We start from the raw sequence: 14,320 nt of genomic DNA, 5'->3' as shown, positions 1-14,320 counted from the left end.
TTTCTATGGCTGAAAAATTTGATGTCATCGTTATAGGGGGTGGTCCCGGTGGTTATGTCTGTGCGATTCGGGCTTCACAACTTGGTTTTAAGACGGCTCTCATTGAAAAAGACCGTGTCGGGGGGATTTGTCTTAATTGGGGTTGTATCCCAACAAAAGCTTTGCTTAAATCAGCGGAAGTCTTTAACCTCATCAAGCGGGCGGATGAATTTGGGTTGAAGGTTGAAAACCCAAGTTTTGATTTCAAAAAGATAATTCAGAGAAGTAGGCAGGTAGCTGATAGGTTGTCAAAAGGTGTTGAATTTCTTTTGAGGAAAAATAATGTTACAAAGTTTTCTGGCCAGGGGTTTTTATTAAAGAGAAACTTGGTAGGAGTGAAATCGGATAAAGAGGAATTTGAGGTAGAAGCGAGACATGTAATCATAGCTACGGGAGCAAGACCCAGGGAGATCCCAGGGATTACAATTGATGGTGTTAAGGTTATAACGAGCAAGGAAGCGATGTTGCTTGAAGAACCGCCGAAGTCAATGATAATTATCGGAGCTGGAGCTATTGGTGTTGAGTTTGCTTATTTTTATAATTCGTTTGGGACGAAGATAACCTTGGTGGAGATGATGCCATCAATTTTGCCAAATGAGGATAGGGAGATAACCGAAATCCTTGAAAAGTCGTTTAAAAAGAGCGGAATTGATATTTTGACAAACACTCGCGTCATTGAAGCGAAGAAAAACGGTGATTTCGCTGAGGTTAAAATTCAGAATCAAAATGGGGAGATGGTTTTAAAAGCCGATGTTGCTCTCGTTGCTGTTGGGGTTCAGGGGAACAGCGACAAGCTTGGGCTTGAGGAACTTGGTGTTGAGGTTGAGAAGAGTTTTATAAAGGTTGATAAGATAAGTTATCAAACAAGCGTTGAGGGGATTTATGCAATCGGTGATGTAATCGGTCCGCCTTTGCTCGCTCATGTTGCTTCTGCCGAAGGGATAAGATGTATTGAGAACATTGCAGGGGTTGAGACAAAGCCGATTGATTACAACAACATCCCGAATTGCACTTATTGCATACCGCAGGTTGCAAGCATTGGTTTAACCGAACAAAGGGCGCTTGAGCTTGGGTATGAGATAAAAGTCGGTCGTTTTCCTTTTAGGGCAAATGGTAAGGCGCTTTCATTGGGAGAGACGGAAGGGATTGTTAAAGTTATATTTGACGCAAAATATGGTGAAATTCTAGGCGCACACATAATAGGTCCAGAAGCAACGGAGTTGATAGCTGAATTTGGTGTGGCTAAAACACTTGAGAGCACTGCCTTTGAAATAGTAAAAACGGTTCACGCTCATCCAACTCTTTCTGAAGCATTGATGGAGGCATCCGCTGATGCATTAAAGGAGGTAATTCATATATGAGAAACAAAATTCAGCTTATGCTATGCCTTTGCTTCAACTTCTCGTCAAAGTGGTTAAAATTTTAAGGGCGCATGGAACCCCTGGGCAAGTCGCAGCAGGTTTTGCCTTTGGAATGTGCCTTGGATTGATCCCATGGGATACCTTACACGGTTTTTTCATTTGGTTTCTTGTCATAATTTTGAATGTGAATTTCGGAGCTGTTTTGCTTGGGTTGGCAATCTTTTCATCTATAGCTTATATCTTTGACCCAATTTTCCACTCAATTGGATATTGGCTTCTTGTTGATGTTGAATTTCTTCGCGAATTTTGGACCTCTTTATATCAATCTCCTGTGATTCCATTTACAAGGTTTTACAACACAGTTGTCATGGGGAGCACATCTATTTCAATGATTTTGTTTGTTCCTGTTCTAATTTTGACAAGGTGGCTTGTGAAAAATTATCGCGTTAAAATAGACCCGCATATTCAAAAACTTCCTTTGTTTCAAATGTTTAAAGCGACGAAAATTTATAACATATATCAAAAAATAAAGGTGTTAAGTGAGTTGTGAAATACATAAGAAAATCTGGCGTTATATTCGTTGCGGTTTTAGTTTTGATTTTTGTTCTTTTGAATATTTTCTTGACCGATAAATGGCTTGAAAGGACACTTGAAAAAGCCGGAGAGGGAATTGTCGGTGCAAAGGTTGAAATAGATAACCTTGACTTTTCAATTTTAAATTTATCTTTCAAGTGGAATAGATTGCAGGTTGCTCATCCAGAGATAGCTTTCAAGAATATGATTGAAACTGGTCCGGTTGAATTTAAGTTATCTCCATCTGCGCTTTTGAAGAGGAAAGTTGTAATTGAGAGGATGAAAGTTTTAAACATAAAAACATTTACAGATAGAAAAACGGACGGGCGTTTGCCAAAGAAAAAAGAAGAGAAAAAAGAGCCAAGCTTTATTGAAAAGCAATTCGCTGTAGTTCTGGAACAAGTTACATCCACCCCTGCCTTTGATATTTTGTCTGAGATAAAGACGATGAAAGTTGAAGATGTAGTTGATAAAGTTAAACTTGAAACGCCAAATAAAGTTGACTCCATAAAAAAGGAATTCATCTCGCGGGTTGATAAGATTAGGGCTGAAGTTGAATCAATTGAAAAGGAAATTGATTCTTTGAGACAAATTGAGAGAAATTTAAGGTCGCTTAATGTAAGGGATATCAAGACGGTTGATGATTTAAAAAGAACAAGGGATGTCATTGTCAACGCTGCGAATTTTGTAAAGGGATTAAAAGGTAAATATGATTCAAGGATTAACGAAGTGAAGGATTTAAAATCAAAAATTGAAGGTGCCAAACTTGAATTTCAAGATGCGATAAAAAGTGACCTTGCTAAGGTTAAAGATTATGCTAAAATTCCAGATATTTCAAAGATGGAGGTTGTGCGTTATCTGATCGGTCCGAAGTTGTTCTCGTATTATTTGACTTACCTTAAGTATTCGGACAGGGTTGAAAAAGCGGTTGAGAAGTTACAGGCGATTAAACCTGAAAAGGAGAAGAAACCACCGAGGTTTAAAGGGCAAGATATACACTTCGTTAAGGAAAAAGCTTTGCCAAATTTTTGGTTGAGACGCTGTGAAATATCAGGTGAGACCAACGGCGGTTTCTTTATAAAAGGGGAATTACTTGATGTTTCATCACAACCGAAAATCGTTGGTAGACCCACAATTTTTTCGCTTGAAGGAACTCGCCCAGACAAAGCTCAATTATATCTAAAACTTGTCCTTGATTTTGTTTCTTCACCGCCAAGTCAAAAATTGCAACTTGGGATTTTAAATTTTCCAATCGTTGATTTAAAATTTGATCACAATGTTAAATATCTCCCGATTAGATTGGCAAGGGCTAGTGGGAACTTTAACTTTGAAATTTCCAAGCAGGCGAATTTGATAGAATCAACCGCAAAGTTTAACGCTTTAAATCCCGCCTTTGCTTATCAAGATGTGAAATTTAATAATCAGTATGAAGAAAAGGTTGCTGAAATTTTCAAGCAAACATTTAACTCAGTTAAGAATGTTGACGTGAACATATTGTTGTCGTTCAAAGGATCTGATTTTGATGTGAGGTTTAACTCAATGCTTGATAGACAGTTGACGCAAGGTTTTAAAGACGCCGTGGGGAAAGAGATTGAAAGGATAAAACAAGATGTTGAAAAGGCGGTAAGAGAGAAAATTGATTCATATCTTGCTGATTTTGAGCGAAGTGTTGAGAATAAGGTAAATGAGGCATATTCAAAATTAGAACAATACAATGTTCAGATAAGTGAATTTGAGAAGCTGAAAGATGCTAAGCTAAGGGAAATAGAGGATGAAATAAAAAGGCGGGGTGGGAAATTGCTTGAACAGATTTTCAGGAGGTGATCACTCCTCAAGAGCAAGTTTTACAATTCTGTCAACGAGTTCTGGGAAATCAATTCCAGCTGCTTTAGCTGCTTTAGGGACTAAGCTTGTTCCTGTCATGCCTGGGATTGTGTTAATTTCAAGGCAATATATTTCGCCGTTATCTTTAACTCTGAAATCAACCCTTGCGAATCCCTTACATCCGATTGACTCAAACGCAAGCAAGGCTTGTTCTTGAAGTTTTTGGGTTAGTTCTTCTGGTATTTGCGCAGGGACTATGTATTCGGTTGCCCCTTTTGTGTATTTATGGTAATAATCATAAATCCCGCCCTTGGGTATTATTTCAATCACTGGCAATGCCATATCCCCGAGAATTCCAACTGTTAGCTCCTTGCCATCTATGAAGTCCTCAACCATGACTTGATCTGAGTATTTGAAGGCAAGTTCAATTGCCGGTTCAATATCTTCGGGACATTTGACTATACTTAAGCCGACGGTTGAACCCTGATCGTTGGGTTTCACTACACATGGGTATGAGAATGATTTTTCAATTTTTTCTCTTATTTCCTTCAGGTCAATTTTATTTTTTCTTATCATAAACCATTCTGGTGTTTGAACGCCGTGATGTTTGAAGACGATTTTGGACATATTTTTATCAATGCCGATTGCGCTTGCAAGCACCCCGGAACCTGTATATTTTTTACCGCGAAGCTCAAGCAAGGATTGAACTGTTCCATCTTCCCCCCATTTCCCGTGCAAAATTATAAAGACAACATCAACATCATCAAGGAGATTTGAGTTGATGCACTCAATCACATTTTTATTTGAAAGTTTTGAGAGTTCCTCCTCAGTTGGCGGGGTTTCCCTTATTGAGCTTATAAAAAGTTCATCCTCGTTTTCGGGTTGATTCACACCAAGGGCTGGATCAATCGGTTTAACGATGTATCCGACTTCCCTTAATCCAAGCGTTACATATTTTCCAGAAATTATTGAGACATCCCTTTCGGGAGATGTTCCCCCAAGCAAAACCGCAACTTTTATTTCCCCTGTCTTCATATACTTATCTTTTTCCCGTATGATTTTAAGCTTATTTCTGAAAGTTTTGCAATTTCCTCCTGTGATAGATTTTTTTCACCGCCAAGGATTCTCGCAAGTAAAATTATCATTGCATAGTGTTCAAGTTTTTCCATTTTAAAGTAGGCATCTTTCAAGCTTGAGCCAAGCGTAACCGCGCCATGATTTTGAAGGAGAAATGCATCGTGTTTTTCAACAAACGGCTCTATTGACAATGGAACTTCTTCGGTTGATGGGGTAGCATATTTAGCAAGCGGTATTTTACCAAGGTTTATAATCACCTCGGGTAAGACATAGCCCTCAAGCGAGAGCCCTGTGGTTGCGAAAGCGGTGGCAAACGGTGGATGAGCATGAATTATCGCTTTAACATCATCGCGACGCTGATAAATGAAAAGATGCATTTTTATTTCGGTTGACGGCTTGTAAATTCCATAAACTACTTCGCCTGTTGGATTTACCTCAACGATATGTGATTTTTTGACCTCGCCTTTATTGACGGATGTCGCAGTGCAAAGTATATTTCCATTCGGGAGTTTAGCTGAGATATTGCCGTCGGTTGAGGATACGAAGCCCTTTTTATAAATCAGGTGCGATATTTCAACGATTTCCTCAATTAATTTCTCTTTAATTTTCATTTCGCTTTGACGATTTTGATTGTAGATACATTTGAATTCTGAGGAAAATCCTAAGTATGAACAATGCGATTGCAACTGTTAAAGCATGAAGATAGTATTTAGGCGGTATCACCCTTGTAAGCATTCCAATTAGCAGGATGACGAGAATTGCCAAGCTTATGTAAGTTATCAGGTTGAATGTTTTGGTTGAAATTTTCATTTTGGAAGCGGTTTCATTTTTTATGCAAATTTAATTAAATTAAAAACAATAAAAAACAAAAATTGCGAATTGCTTTGCAGGACGAGCTTAAGTTTCAATATTGGGAAGAGTTCAATCAACTTATGAAGAGGCGACTTGAGGAGCTTGAAGAGTTGAAAAGACTTGGGATTAACCCTTATCCTTATGAGTATCCGGTTAATGCTTATTCTGATGAAATTTTAAGAAATTTCCGAGATGAAGATCCCCCGATGAGTGTTTCAATTGCTGGGCGAATTATGTCAATAAGACGAATGGGAAAGGCGACATTTTCGCATATTCAAGATTCAAAGGGGAAAATTCAAATTTATTTCAAAAAAGATGTGCTTGGGGAAAAGTATGATATTTTGAAGTTGCTTGACATTGGAGATATAATTGGCGTTAGGGGTGAGGTTTTCAGGACCCGCACCGGTGAAGTGACTGTCAAAGTTGATGACTATCAAATTCTTGCCAAATCAATTAGACCGCTTCCAGTAGTAAAAGAAAAGATAGACGAACACGGCAATAGGATTGTTTATGACCCCTTCACGGATAAGGAGATGAGATACAGGCAAAGATATGTTGATTTGATCGTAAATCCGGAAGTGAAGCAGGTTTTCATAAAGCGTGCGAAGATAATAAGCACTATAAGGGAGATACTTGATTCACATGGTTACATTGAAGTTGAAACGCCAATCCTTCAGCCAGTTTATGGTGGTGCAACAGCTAGACCTTTTGTAACGCATCATAATGCGCTTGATATGGATTTGTATCTTCGCATTGCAGATGAACTTTACTTAAAGAGATTAATCGTTGGTGGCTTTGATGGTGTTTATGAAATAGGCAAGGATTTTAGAAATGAGGGTATGGACAGGATGCACAATCCGGAGTTTACAATGCTTGAACTTTATGTGGCGTACAAGGATTACAATTGGATGATGGAGTTTACGGAGAGTTTGATTTACAATGTTTGTTTGCGTGTTAATGGAACTTCAAGGATAAAGTTTGGTGATAATGAAATTGATTTGACCCCGCCTTGGAGGAGAGTTCCGATGTTTGAGTTGTTGAAGCAGTACACGGGTGAAAATCTTGAAGGGAAAAGTGAAGATGAACTTCGTGCCATAGCGAGGCGACTTAATGTTGATGTTTCTTCAAAAATTGGGGTCGGGAAGATAATTGATGAGATTTTTTCAGAGCTGGTTCAACCGAACTTGATACAGCCGACATTTGTGATTGATTATCCAATTGAGATGTCACCGCTTGCGAAAAGACATAGAAGCAAACCACATCTTGTTGAAAGGTTTGAGGTTATAATTTCAGGCATGGAGGTCTGCAATGCTTTCAGCGAGTTGAACGACCCGATTGATCAAAGATATAGGTTTGAAGAACAGGCGCGTTTAAGGGCACAAGGGGATGAAGAAGCGATGACCATAGATGAGGATTTTATAAGAGCTCTTGAATATGGTATGCCACCAACAGCTGGGCTTGGTATAGGGATTGATCGGCTTGTGATGATTTTAACCAATCAGAAAACCATTCGCGATGTCATACTTTTCCCACATATGAGACCTGAAAAATAGTGAAAACAAAATTTTGAAATTTAAAGGTGAAAAAAATCAACCTAGTCCTTGGAATTCACAATCATCAACCATCTGGAAATTTTGATTTCGTATTTGAGCATGCTTATAATTCCGCTTACAAGCCCTTTATTGAGATACTTGCGCGACATCCGAAAATTAAACTCGCACAGCACTACACTGGAATTTTATTTGAATGGATCTTGAAAAATCATCCGGAGTTTTTGGAGCAACTTAAATCTCTCGTTGATAACGGTCAGGTTGAGTTGATGACTGGTGGTTTTTATGAGCCGATACTTGCTATTATACCCGATCAAGATAAATTTGATCAAATAAGGAAACTTTCTGATTTCATAGAGGAACATTTCGGCAAGGTTCCAGTTGGAATGTGGCTTGCTGAAAGGGTTTGGGAACAGCACATCGTTAAGTTCATTTCTCAAGCTGGTGTTAAGTATGTTATAATTGACGATACACACTTTAGATATGCGGGGCTTGTAGGTGACCAATTGCTTGGTTATTATATAACCGAGGAACAGGGCTTTACGGTTAATATATTTCCGATAAGCAAAATGTTAAGGTATACGATTCCTTTCCAAGCGGTTGAGAAGACGATTGATTACCTCAGGGAAATTGCAACCGAGGAAGGAGATAGAGTTATAGTTTATGCTGATGATGGGGAAAAGTTCGGCGTTTGGCCAAATACTTATAAGCATGTTTACGATGATGGCTGGCTTGAGGAATTTTTCTGCGCACTTGAAGAAAATAGCGATTGGATTAATATACTTCACTTTTCGGAGGTGCTTGATAAAATTAAACCCATAGGGAGAATTTATCTTCCGAACGCCTCATACGCTGAGATGATGCATTGGGCTTTGCCAGCAGATGCATACCTTGATTATGAGAAACTTGAAGAGCATTTAAAGGAAGAGGGGATGTATGAGCAATATTCAAGATTTTTCAGAGGCGGTTTTTGGAGAAATTTTCTCGTTAAGTATCCCGAGGCAAACAATCTTCACAAGAAAATGTTAAGGGTATCTGAAAGGGCTAGAAAGCTCCAGGCGAAAGGAAAAGATGTCAAATCCGCGCTTGAAAAGGTATGGAGGGCGCAGTGCAATGATCCATATTGGCACGGGATTTTCGGCGGTCTTTATCTGACGAGTTTGAGGTCAACAGCATATAGAAACTTGATAAGCGCAGAGAACGAACTTGATAAGGTTGAGAGGAAGAAAATCATAAAGTATGAATTCACTGACTTTGACAAGGATGGTAAAGAAGAGCTAATAGTTGAGACGCCAAATTTTAATGTCTATATCAATCCGAATTATGGTGGTCAAATTTTTGAACTTGATTTTAAACCAGCTGAATTTAACATAACAGATGTGATGACAAGAAAAAAAGAGGGTTATCACGAAAAGCTTTTGCAACTTTCAAAAGAGATGAACAATCCGAACAATCAGGGTGTTGCAAGTATACATGATATGTTAACTGCTAAAGAAGAGGGGTTGGAAAAGTTTTTGCATTATGACTGGTATAGGCGTGGTAGTTTAATTGATCATTTCTTTGGGGCTGAAACGACAATTGAAAATTTTTATCAATGTAAATATCCAGAGCAAGGCAATTTTGTGAATCAACCTTATAGGGCAGATGTTGAGCTCAGGCATGGGGTAATTGAGATTACACTTTCAAGAGATGGGCATGTGTGGGTTGAGAATGAGCGAAAGAATTTACGCTTGCAGAAGAAGATCATAATTGATAAAAATTCAACCGAAGTTCTGTTTAGGTATAAACTTGAAAATCTTGAGGAAGAAGAGATTGATTTGTGGTTTGGGGTTGAATTCGTTTGTAATTTCCTCGCGCCGAATTCAGATGACAGGTATTTTTATTTCGTGGGATATGAAGTTGATGATTCAAAATTGGCAAGTATTGGGGAGGTTGAAGATGTGACTTCTTTTGGAGTTGTTGATAAGTGGCTGGGTGTTGATATGAATTTTTATCTTGATAAATTCGCAAATGTGTGGAGGTTTCCGATTGAGACGGTTTCTTTATCCGAGGCGGGGTTTGAGAGAGTTTATCAGGGTTCGGTGATACTCCTGCATTGGAACATAAAGCTCAGCAGGGAATGGAATGTTGAAATTAGAAATATATTCCGTAAAATTTGAGGATGATTTATTTCTTTCTTCTTTTATTTCTGTCACCTTTTTCATATTGTGCAGACGCTGATTCAACTAAATCTTCAAGTAGTATTAACTATACAAAACTTGCTTTTGTTGGCGTTGGAACCGCTGGGACGATGGCTGTGATACATGTCTATCAAAAAAATGCTTGGTGGAGTGGGCAAAGGCGGTCTTTTCATATTGTAAACGACTGGGAATATGCACTTAACATTGACAAGATTGGACATTTTTATGGGGCGAATTTGATTTCAAATTTGTTTTCGTCTTCCCTCCAATGGGCTGGGGTTGAAAAAGGGAAGTCAATGATTTATGGTGCTTTGCTTGGTTCAATTTTTGGATTATATGTTGAATTTGAAGATGGCTTTGCAACGGACTGGGGATTTAGCCCAGGAGATGCAGGAGCAAATATATTGGGGGCTTGGTATCCAGTTGCGCAGAGTTATTTCCCGGTCTTGAAAAATTTTAATTTCAAGTGGAGCTATATCCCAACAAGTCAACTTAAAAGTGGACAAAAGAAAATTTTCATTGACGACCACGAGGGACAAACTATGTGGCTTTCTATATCAGTTGTTAATTTCTTGCCCGAGAAAATTAAAAAATCTTATCCCAGTTTTTTAAACCTAGCTGTTGGATATGGTGTAAGGGACCTTGATGGAAGGGGAGGCGGAATAAGGGAATTTTATATTTCACTTGACTATGACCTTGAAAAATTACCCGGGGATGGATGGCTGTGGGGATTGATAAAGAAAAATTTGAATTACATTCACCTACCAGCTCCTGCAGTTAGATTGACACCAAGGTTTGCCTTTTTCGGACTTTTCTTTTCAAAGAAAATTTGACATTTAAATGTTTAACTTGTTAGAGGAAGTTTTAACGGGGATTCTTATCGGTTTTCTCTCCGGGATGTTCGGTCTTGGTGGGAGTAGTATCGCAACCCCTCTCCTTAGAACGATTATCGGGGTCAAACCAACATTTGCGCTCGCAACACCACTACCAGTTGTTATACCCTCAGCGGTTTCTGCTTCGCTTGTTTATCATAAGAGGGGTTTAATAAACTTCAATGTAGCAAAAGTTACGATAATTTTCGGTTTCCCTTTCGTTCTCATTGGCGCAATTTTAACCAGGTTGGTCAGTGGTAAATTTTTGATGCTTTCAACAGCTGTTTTTGTTTTTACAGTTGGTTTGAGTTTTCTTTTTAGGAAGGATGTGTTTAAAACGGAAGCGGAGGGGAAGGTTAATAGATTTGTTTTAATCTCTCTTAGTGGGCTTATTGGGTTGATTTCTGGTTTCCTTGCAAATGGTGGTGGAGTTATGCTTGTCCCATTCTATGTTAAAGCTTTAAAGATGGATATCAAAAGCGCATTTGCGACTTCTCTTTTCGTGATTCCATTTTTTGCGATACCTGGAACTGTGGTTCATTTTTTGCTCGGACATATTGATTTAAAGCTTCTTTTGGTGCTTGTTTTAACTTCAATCCCATTTGCAAATTTTGGAGCAAAGCTGGCAGTTAGGCTAAAGAACGAAACACTTGAAATTGCTTATGGTATTTTCCTTGTCGTGTTTTCAATTTTTTTCTTTGTTAGGGAAGTTTAAAATCAAAATTCGTTTATTTATGAGATTGAAAATTTTGATTGTGTTTTTTCTATTCCAAGGGCTTTCTCTTTCACAAGAAATTATCGGCGCGAGGGCTTTCGCTTTGAAAAGCTATGTCGCTGTCGCAAACGACCCATGGACGATTTTCTATAACCCAGCTGGTATATCAAGTTTAAGAACAAGGGAAGTAGCATTTTCGTATATACCTGCACAATTTGAGCTTGCTGAACTTTCACAAAAAGGTATAGCCTATTATGAACCCTTGCTTCCCGTCAAATTCGGTTTGGGGGCAAGAATTTTTGGGTTTGAACTTTATCGCGAATTCATCCTTAAATTGGCATTCGCAAGGGAGTTTAAGTTTTTCTCCATCGGTGGAAGTTTGAGCTACAATTTAATATCAATAAAAAATTATGGGGGTGACGGTGGGCTTGGTTTTGATTTAGGTCTTATATCAAACCCAGTAAAGTTTCTACGTTTCGGTTTTGTGTTAAGAAATGTGATCTCCGAAAGGATTGGCAAAGCAAAAGAAAAATTGCCGAGCGTTCTTGAAATAGGATTGGCGTTTGTTCCTTACGAAAATTTGACCGTTTCTTCATCCGTTGAAAAGGTATTTGCGTTGCGTGAAAGCTTTAAATATGGCGTTGAATATATAGTGGAGAAATGGCTTTGTTTGAGAATCGGTCTTTTGAATTTCCCAACAAGGTTTTCAGCTGGGATCGGGATAAAATACTTTATCTTTAACCTTGACTATTCAATTGACAAACATCAAATACTTGGATTAACACATCAAATTACAATTGCATTAAGATTGGGTGAAAAATGAAATGGGCGGTTTTAATCCTCATTTTAAATACGGCATTTCTTTTTTCACAAGAGGCTAAAATTGACACGCTTGAAGATGTTGGAGAAGGGCTTTTTGAAAATGTTGAAGAAGATTCACAACTTGATGAAATAATTGAACAAATTGAATTTATCAGAATTGAACTTAACAGAGCTGAGGTTGACGATCTAACTGAAATACCGTTTATATCAAGAGAGGATGCTTTAAAGATAGTTGAGTATAGAGATAAAATTGGCGGGTTTAAGAGAAAAGAGCAGGTCTTTGATATACCGGGGATTGACGAGAGGGTGAAATTTTTGCTTTACAGAAACAGTCACATTCAAAGGGAAAGGTTTGGTGTTCGCTTAAGGGGCAGGGTCGTGAACAAAGGCGGATTTAGAAATGTCAAGGGGAATTTTATCAACGATTTTAAAACATATCAACTTGGCTTTCTTGCATATTCAAATTTTTCCAGTGGATTTGTGATTGAGAAGGATTATGGGGAGAGAAGGATAGATGAACTTGTGAACTTTTATTTTGATTACAAGGGGGGAAGGATTTTGAGAAGGTTTATAGTTGGAAATTACATTCTTCAATTTGGGCAGGGGATTTTATTTTGGCGACCTGTTGGGCTCGGAAAGGGAACAGATGCGATTTCACCAGTTCAAAGAAGCGTTGAAAACTACGCAGAAAGGTATATATCAACCGATGAGGTTAAACCGTTCCTCGGAGCGGTGGCTGTAACCAAGTTTAAAAATTTTGACTTAACGGTTTTTTATTCAAGTAGAAAAATACCCGCTTCACTTGACTCAACTGGACTTGTTAGATACATTGATTTTTCAGGCATAAACAAGGGGCAAAGGGATATTTTGAAAAGGGATGTCTATGGCTTTTTCGGTGTGTATGGTAGGAGAAATTTCGTAACGGGTGTTTCTTTCGCTTACCAAAAATTTGATAAAGATTTCTCAAGTTCAATATCAAGACCATATGGTGGAGGGGGAATTTATTCAAGTTTTATGTGGGATTTCTTGTTTAAGAGATTGAACTTTTTCGGCGAGTTTGCGACACTATCCGGGCTTTACTTCAGCGCCGTCTCTGGAGTTGCCTTTGACTTTGAAAATTTAAAACTCGCCTTTCAATATAGAAATTTGAACCCTAATTTCACCTCAATAAATGGAAACACATTTGGCGAGAGATATGGCGAGTCGTGGAACGAAGAAGGATTTTATTCAAGTGTTAAGTTTAAGTTAAGCCGTTTTTACATTTGGGGTTATTATGATATTTTTACATTTCCTGTGACAGAGATTGACGACGCAAAAAAAGGATATGACTATAGACTTGAACTTGGCATTTTTGTTTCAAGAAATATGAGAGCAAAGATTCTAATCCGAGAGAAATCTGTTTCAAAAGGGATCAAGGTTTATGATGAGTTTGAGAGGAGAATTTTGAGCGAAGGGAATGAAAGGAGAAAAAACTTCAGGATTGAGATTGAGAACAAATTTCAGAGTATTACATTCAGAAGTCGGATTGAAGTTTTAAAGATGAGTTTTACCAGTGAGGGGACGGGCTTTGTTATTTATCAGGGAGTTAAGGTGAAAGTTTTCAATGGATTGACATTTTATGCTCGGATAGCGCATTTCAGAAGCAATTCTTATTCATCAAGAATTTATGTATATGAAGATGATCTTGATGGTGTTGTTTCTTTGATTCCGCTTTACGGTCAAGGATTGAGGTGGTATTTCGTTTTGAAATATAGTTATTGGAAGTTTCTTTCAATTCAGCTTAAATACGCAGAGTCGTTGTTTTTTGAGAATGTGAAAGCCAGCGCTGGTTTACAAGTTGAGATAAAGATTTAATCCTTCGGCTCGCCATAAAGTTCAATTTCAACAAGCTCGCTTATTATGTGTCCGATTGTTATGTGTCCTTCTTGGATTCTCTGCGTGTTGTTTGAAGGAACGACTATCGCTATATCGCAAAGTTCTTTCATTCTTCCACCGTCTTTACCAAGTAATCCAATAACTGTCATGTTTTTTTCTTTTGCTGTTTTGATGGCTCTTATCACATTTTCCGAGTTTCCGCTTGTACTTATCCCGATTAGCACATCTCCTTCATTACCGAGCGCTTCAACAGTTCTTGCGAATGTATTTTCAAAGCCGATATCGTTTCCGCCAGCTGTTAAATTAGATGTATCTGTTGTGATTGCAATTGCTGGCAACCCTGGGCGCTTTATTTTGGGGTTTAATCTTATCACAAATTCAGTTGCGATATGTTGTGAATCAGCAGCGCTACCACCATTTCCACAAAGCAAAACCTTTTTCCCATTTTTAAAGGCAGTTGAGATAACCTCAACAGCTTTTAGAATTTGCTCAGTGCAGTGAGAAAGAATTTTTTTCTTTACCTCAGCGCTTTCGTTTAACGATGATTCTATGAATTTAATCTTGTCCATTTCTTGATGTT

Annotated in this window: 13 protein-coding genes; 9 read left to right on the top strand and 4 right to left on the bottom strand. The window is 38.2% G+C overall.

Annotated features, from left to right (window positions below; genetic code table 11):
* The first annotated feature begins 5 nt into the window (after positions 1-5).
* The 3 genes from lpdA to FKZ43_RS07665 are packed head-to-tail and all read left to right on the top strand — an operon-like array spanning position 6 to position 3,797.
* Positions 6-1,400 (top strand): dihydrolipoyl dehydrogenase, encoded by a 1,395-nt coding sequence (gene lpdA, locus FKZ43_RS07675; RefSeq protein ID WP_140945296.1) that lies wholly within the window; start codon positions 6-8, stop codon positions 1,398-1,400.
* Between the two features lie 22 nt (positions 1,401-1,422).
* Positions 1,423-1,950, top strand: coding sequence for a TIGR03546 family protein (locus tag FKZ43_RS07670; protein WP_140945295.1), 528 nt, complete (start codon positions 1,423-1,425; stop codon positions 1,948-1,950).
* A complete protein-coding gene (locus FKZ43_RS07665) occupies positions 1,947-3,797 on the top strand; it encodes a TIGR03545 family protein (protein WP_140945294.1) in 1,851 nt (616 codons plus the stop codon). The genes FKZ43_RS07670 and FKZ43_RS07665 overlap by 4 nt, the downstream gene beginning before the upstream one ends.
* Here FKZ43_RS07665 and FKZ43_RS07660 read toward each other — a convergent pair whose 3' ends face one another.
* From FKZ43_RS07660 to FKZ43_RS07650, 3 genes are read right to left on the bottom strand one after another with little or no spacing between them, the layout of a single operon-like run.
* Positions 3,798-4,832: a D-alanine--D-alanine ligase gene (locus FKZ43_RS07660; protein WP_140945293.1), complete on the bottom strand. Its 1,035-nt coding sequence runs from the start codon at positions 4,830-4,832 to the stop codon at positions 3,798-3,800.
* The gene (locus tag FKZ43_RS07655; RefSeq protein WP_140945292.1) at positions 4,829-5,485 is read right to left on the bottom strand and encodes a class II aldolase/adducin family protein; all 657 of its coding nucleotides are present in this window, start codon (positions 5,483-5,485) and stop codon (positions 4,829-4,831) included. Before FKZ43_RS07655 ends, FKZ43_RS07660 begins: the two co-directional genes overlap by 4 nt.
* Entirely contained in the window at positions 5,475-5,684 is a 210-nt protein-coding gene (locus FKZ43_RS07650; protein WP_140945291.1) for a hypothetical protein, read from the bottom strand. The genes FKZ43_RS07655 and FKZ43_RS07650 overlap by 11 nt, the downstream gene beginning before the upstream one ends.
* 122 nt (positions 5,685-5,806) lie before the next feature.
* Here FKZ43_RS07650 and lysS point away from each other — a divergent pair, with 122 nt between their 5' ends.
* The 6 genes from lysS to FKZ43_RS07620 are packed head-to-tail and all read left to right on the top strand — an operon-like array spanning position 5,807 to position 13,719.
* Positions 5,807-7,279 carry a lysine--tRNA ligase gene (gene lysS, locus FKZ43_RS07645; RefSeq protein ID WP_140945329.1) on the top strand — a complete coding sequence of 491 codons (1,473 nt, stop codon included), beginning with the start codon at positions 5,807-5,809 and terminating at the stop codon, positions 7,277-7,279.
* 26 nt (positions 7,280-7,305) lie between these two features.
* The gene (locus tag FKZ43_RS07640; RefSeq protein ID WP_140945290.1) at positions 7,306-9,435 is read left to right on the top strand and encodes an alpha-amylase/4-alpha-glucanotransferase domain-containing protein; all 2,130 of its coding nucleotides are present in this window, start codon (positions 7,306-7,308) and stop codon (positions 9,433-9,435) included.
* A gap of 2 nt (positions 9,436-9,437) precedes the next feature.
* On the top strand, positions 9,438-10,289 hold the full coding sequence (locus FKZ43_RS07635) for a DUF2279 domain-containing protein (protein ID WP_140945289.1): 852 nt from the start codon (positions 9,438-9,440) through the stop codon (positions 10,287-10,289).
* A 7-nt stretch (positions 10,290-10,296) separates the two neighbouring features.
* Positions 10,297-11,043 carry a sulfite exporter TauE/SafE family protein gene (locus FKZ43_RS07630; RefSeq protein ID WP_140945288.1) on the top strand — a complete coding sequence of 249 codons (747 nt, stop codon included), beginning with the start codon at positions 10,297-10,299 and terminating at the stop codon, positions 11,041-11,043.
* A gap of 19 nt (positions 11,044-11,062) precedes the next feature.
* Positions 11,063-11,866, top strand: coding sequence for a PorV/PorQ family protein (locus FKZ43_RS07625; RefSeq protein WP_140945287.1), 804 nt, complete (start codon positions 11,063-11,065; stop codon positions 11,864-11,866).
* Positions 11,863-13,719 carry a ComEA family DNA-binding protein gene (locus FKZ43_RS07620; protein WP_140945286.1) on the top strand — a complete coding sequence of 619 codons (1,857 nt, stop codon included), beginning with the start codon at positions 11,863-11,865 and terminating at the stop codon, positions 13,717-13,719. Before FKZ43_RS07625 ends, FKZ43_RS07620 begins: the two co-directional genes overlap by 4 nt.
* On the opposite strand, the gene FKZ43_RS07615 is transcribed toward FKZ43_RS07620, so the two are convergent.
* Entirely contained in the window at positions 13,716-14,309 is a 594-nt protein-coding gene (locus tag FKZ43_RS07615) for a D-sedoheptulose-7-phosphate isomerase (RefSeq protein ID WP_140945285.1), read from the bottom strand. The two genes, FKZ43_RS07620 and FKZ43_RS07615, sit on opposite strands and share 4 nt — an antisense overlap.
* Between the last annotated feature and the right edge of the window lie 11 nt (positions 14,310-14,320).

This window comes from Candidatus Thermokryptus mobilis, from assembly GCF_900070205.1.
Taxonomy (GTDB): domain Bacteria; phylum Bacteroidota; class Ignavibacteria; order Kryptoniales; family Kryptoniaceae; genus Kryptonium; species Kryptonium mobile.
Note: the sequence above shows the minus strand (reverse complement) of the source record. Positions and strands in the feature narration are given on the sequence as shown.

Excerpts from the sequence above, each read along its gene's own strand:
- FKZ43_RS07650 (WP_140945291.1), bottom strand. The coding sequence starts at position 5,684 with ATGAAAATTTCAACCAAAACATTCAACCTGATAACTTACATAAGCTTG.
- lpdA (WP_140945296.1), top strand. The coding sequence starts at position 6 with ATGGCTGAAAAATTTGATGTCATCGTTATAGGGGGTGGTCCCGGTGGT.
- FKZ43_RS07615 (WP_140945285.1), bottom strand. The coding sequence starts at position 14,309 with ATGGACAAGATTAAATTCATAGAATCATCGTTAAACGAAAGCGCTGAG.
- FKZ43_RS07655 (WP_140945292.1), bottom strand. The coding sequence starts at position 5,485 with ATGAAAATTAAAGAGAAATTAATTGAGGAAATCGTTGAAATATCGCAC.
- FKZ43_RS07670 (WP_140945295.1), top strand. The coding sequence starts at position 1,423 with ATGCCTTTGCTTCAACTTCTCGTCAAAGTGGTTAAAATTTTAAGGGCG.
- FKZ43_RS07635 (WP_140945289.1), top strand. The coding sequence starts at position 9,438 with ATGATTTATTTCTTTCTTCTTTTATTTCTGTCACCTTTTTCATATTGT.
- FKZ43_RS07630 (WP_140945288.1), top strand. The coding sequence starts at position 10,297 with ATGTTTAACTTGTTAGAGGAAGTTTTAACGGGGATTCTTATCGGTTTT.
- lysS (WP_140945329.1), top strand. The coding sequence starts at position 5,807 with ATGAAGAGGCGACTTGAGGAGCTTGAAGAGTTGAAAAGACTTGGGATT.
- FKZ43_RS07625 (WP_140945287.1), top strand. The coding sequence starts at position 11,063 with ATGAGATTGAAAATTTTGATTGTGTTTTTTCTATTCCAAGGGCTTTCT.
- FKZ43_RS07660 (WP_140945293.1), bottom strand. The coding sequence starts at position 4,832 with ATGAAGACAGGGGAAATAAAAGTTGCGGTTTTGCTTGGGGGAACATCT.
- FKZ43_RS07620 (WP_140945286.1), top strand. The coding sequence starts at position 11,863 with ATGAAATGGGCGGTTTTAATCCTCATTTTAAATACGGCATTTCTTTTT.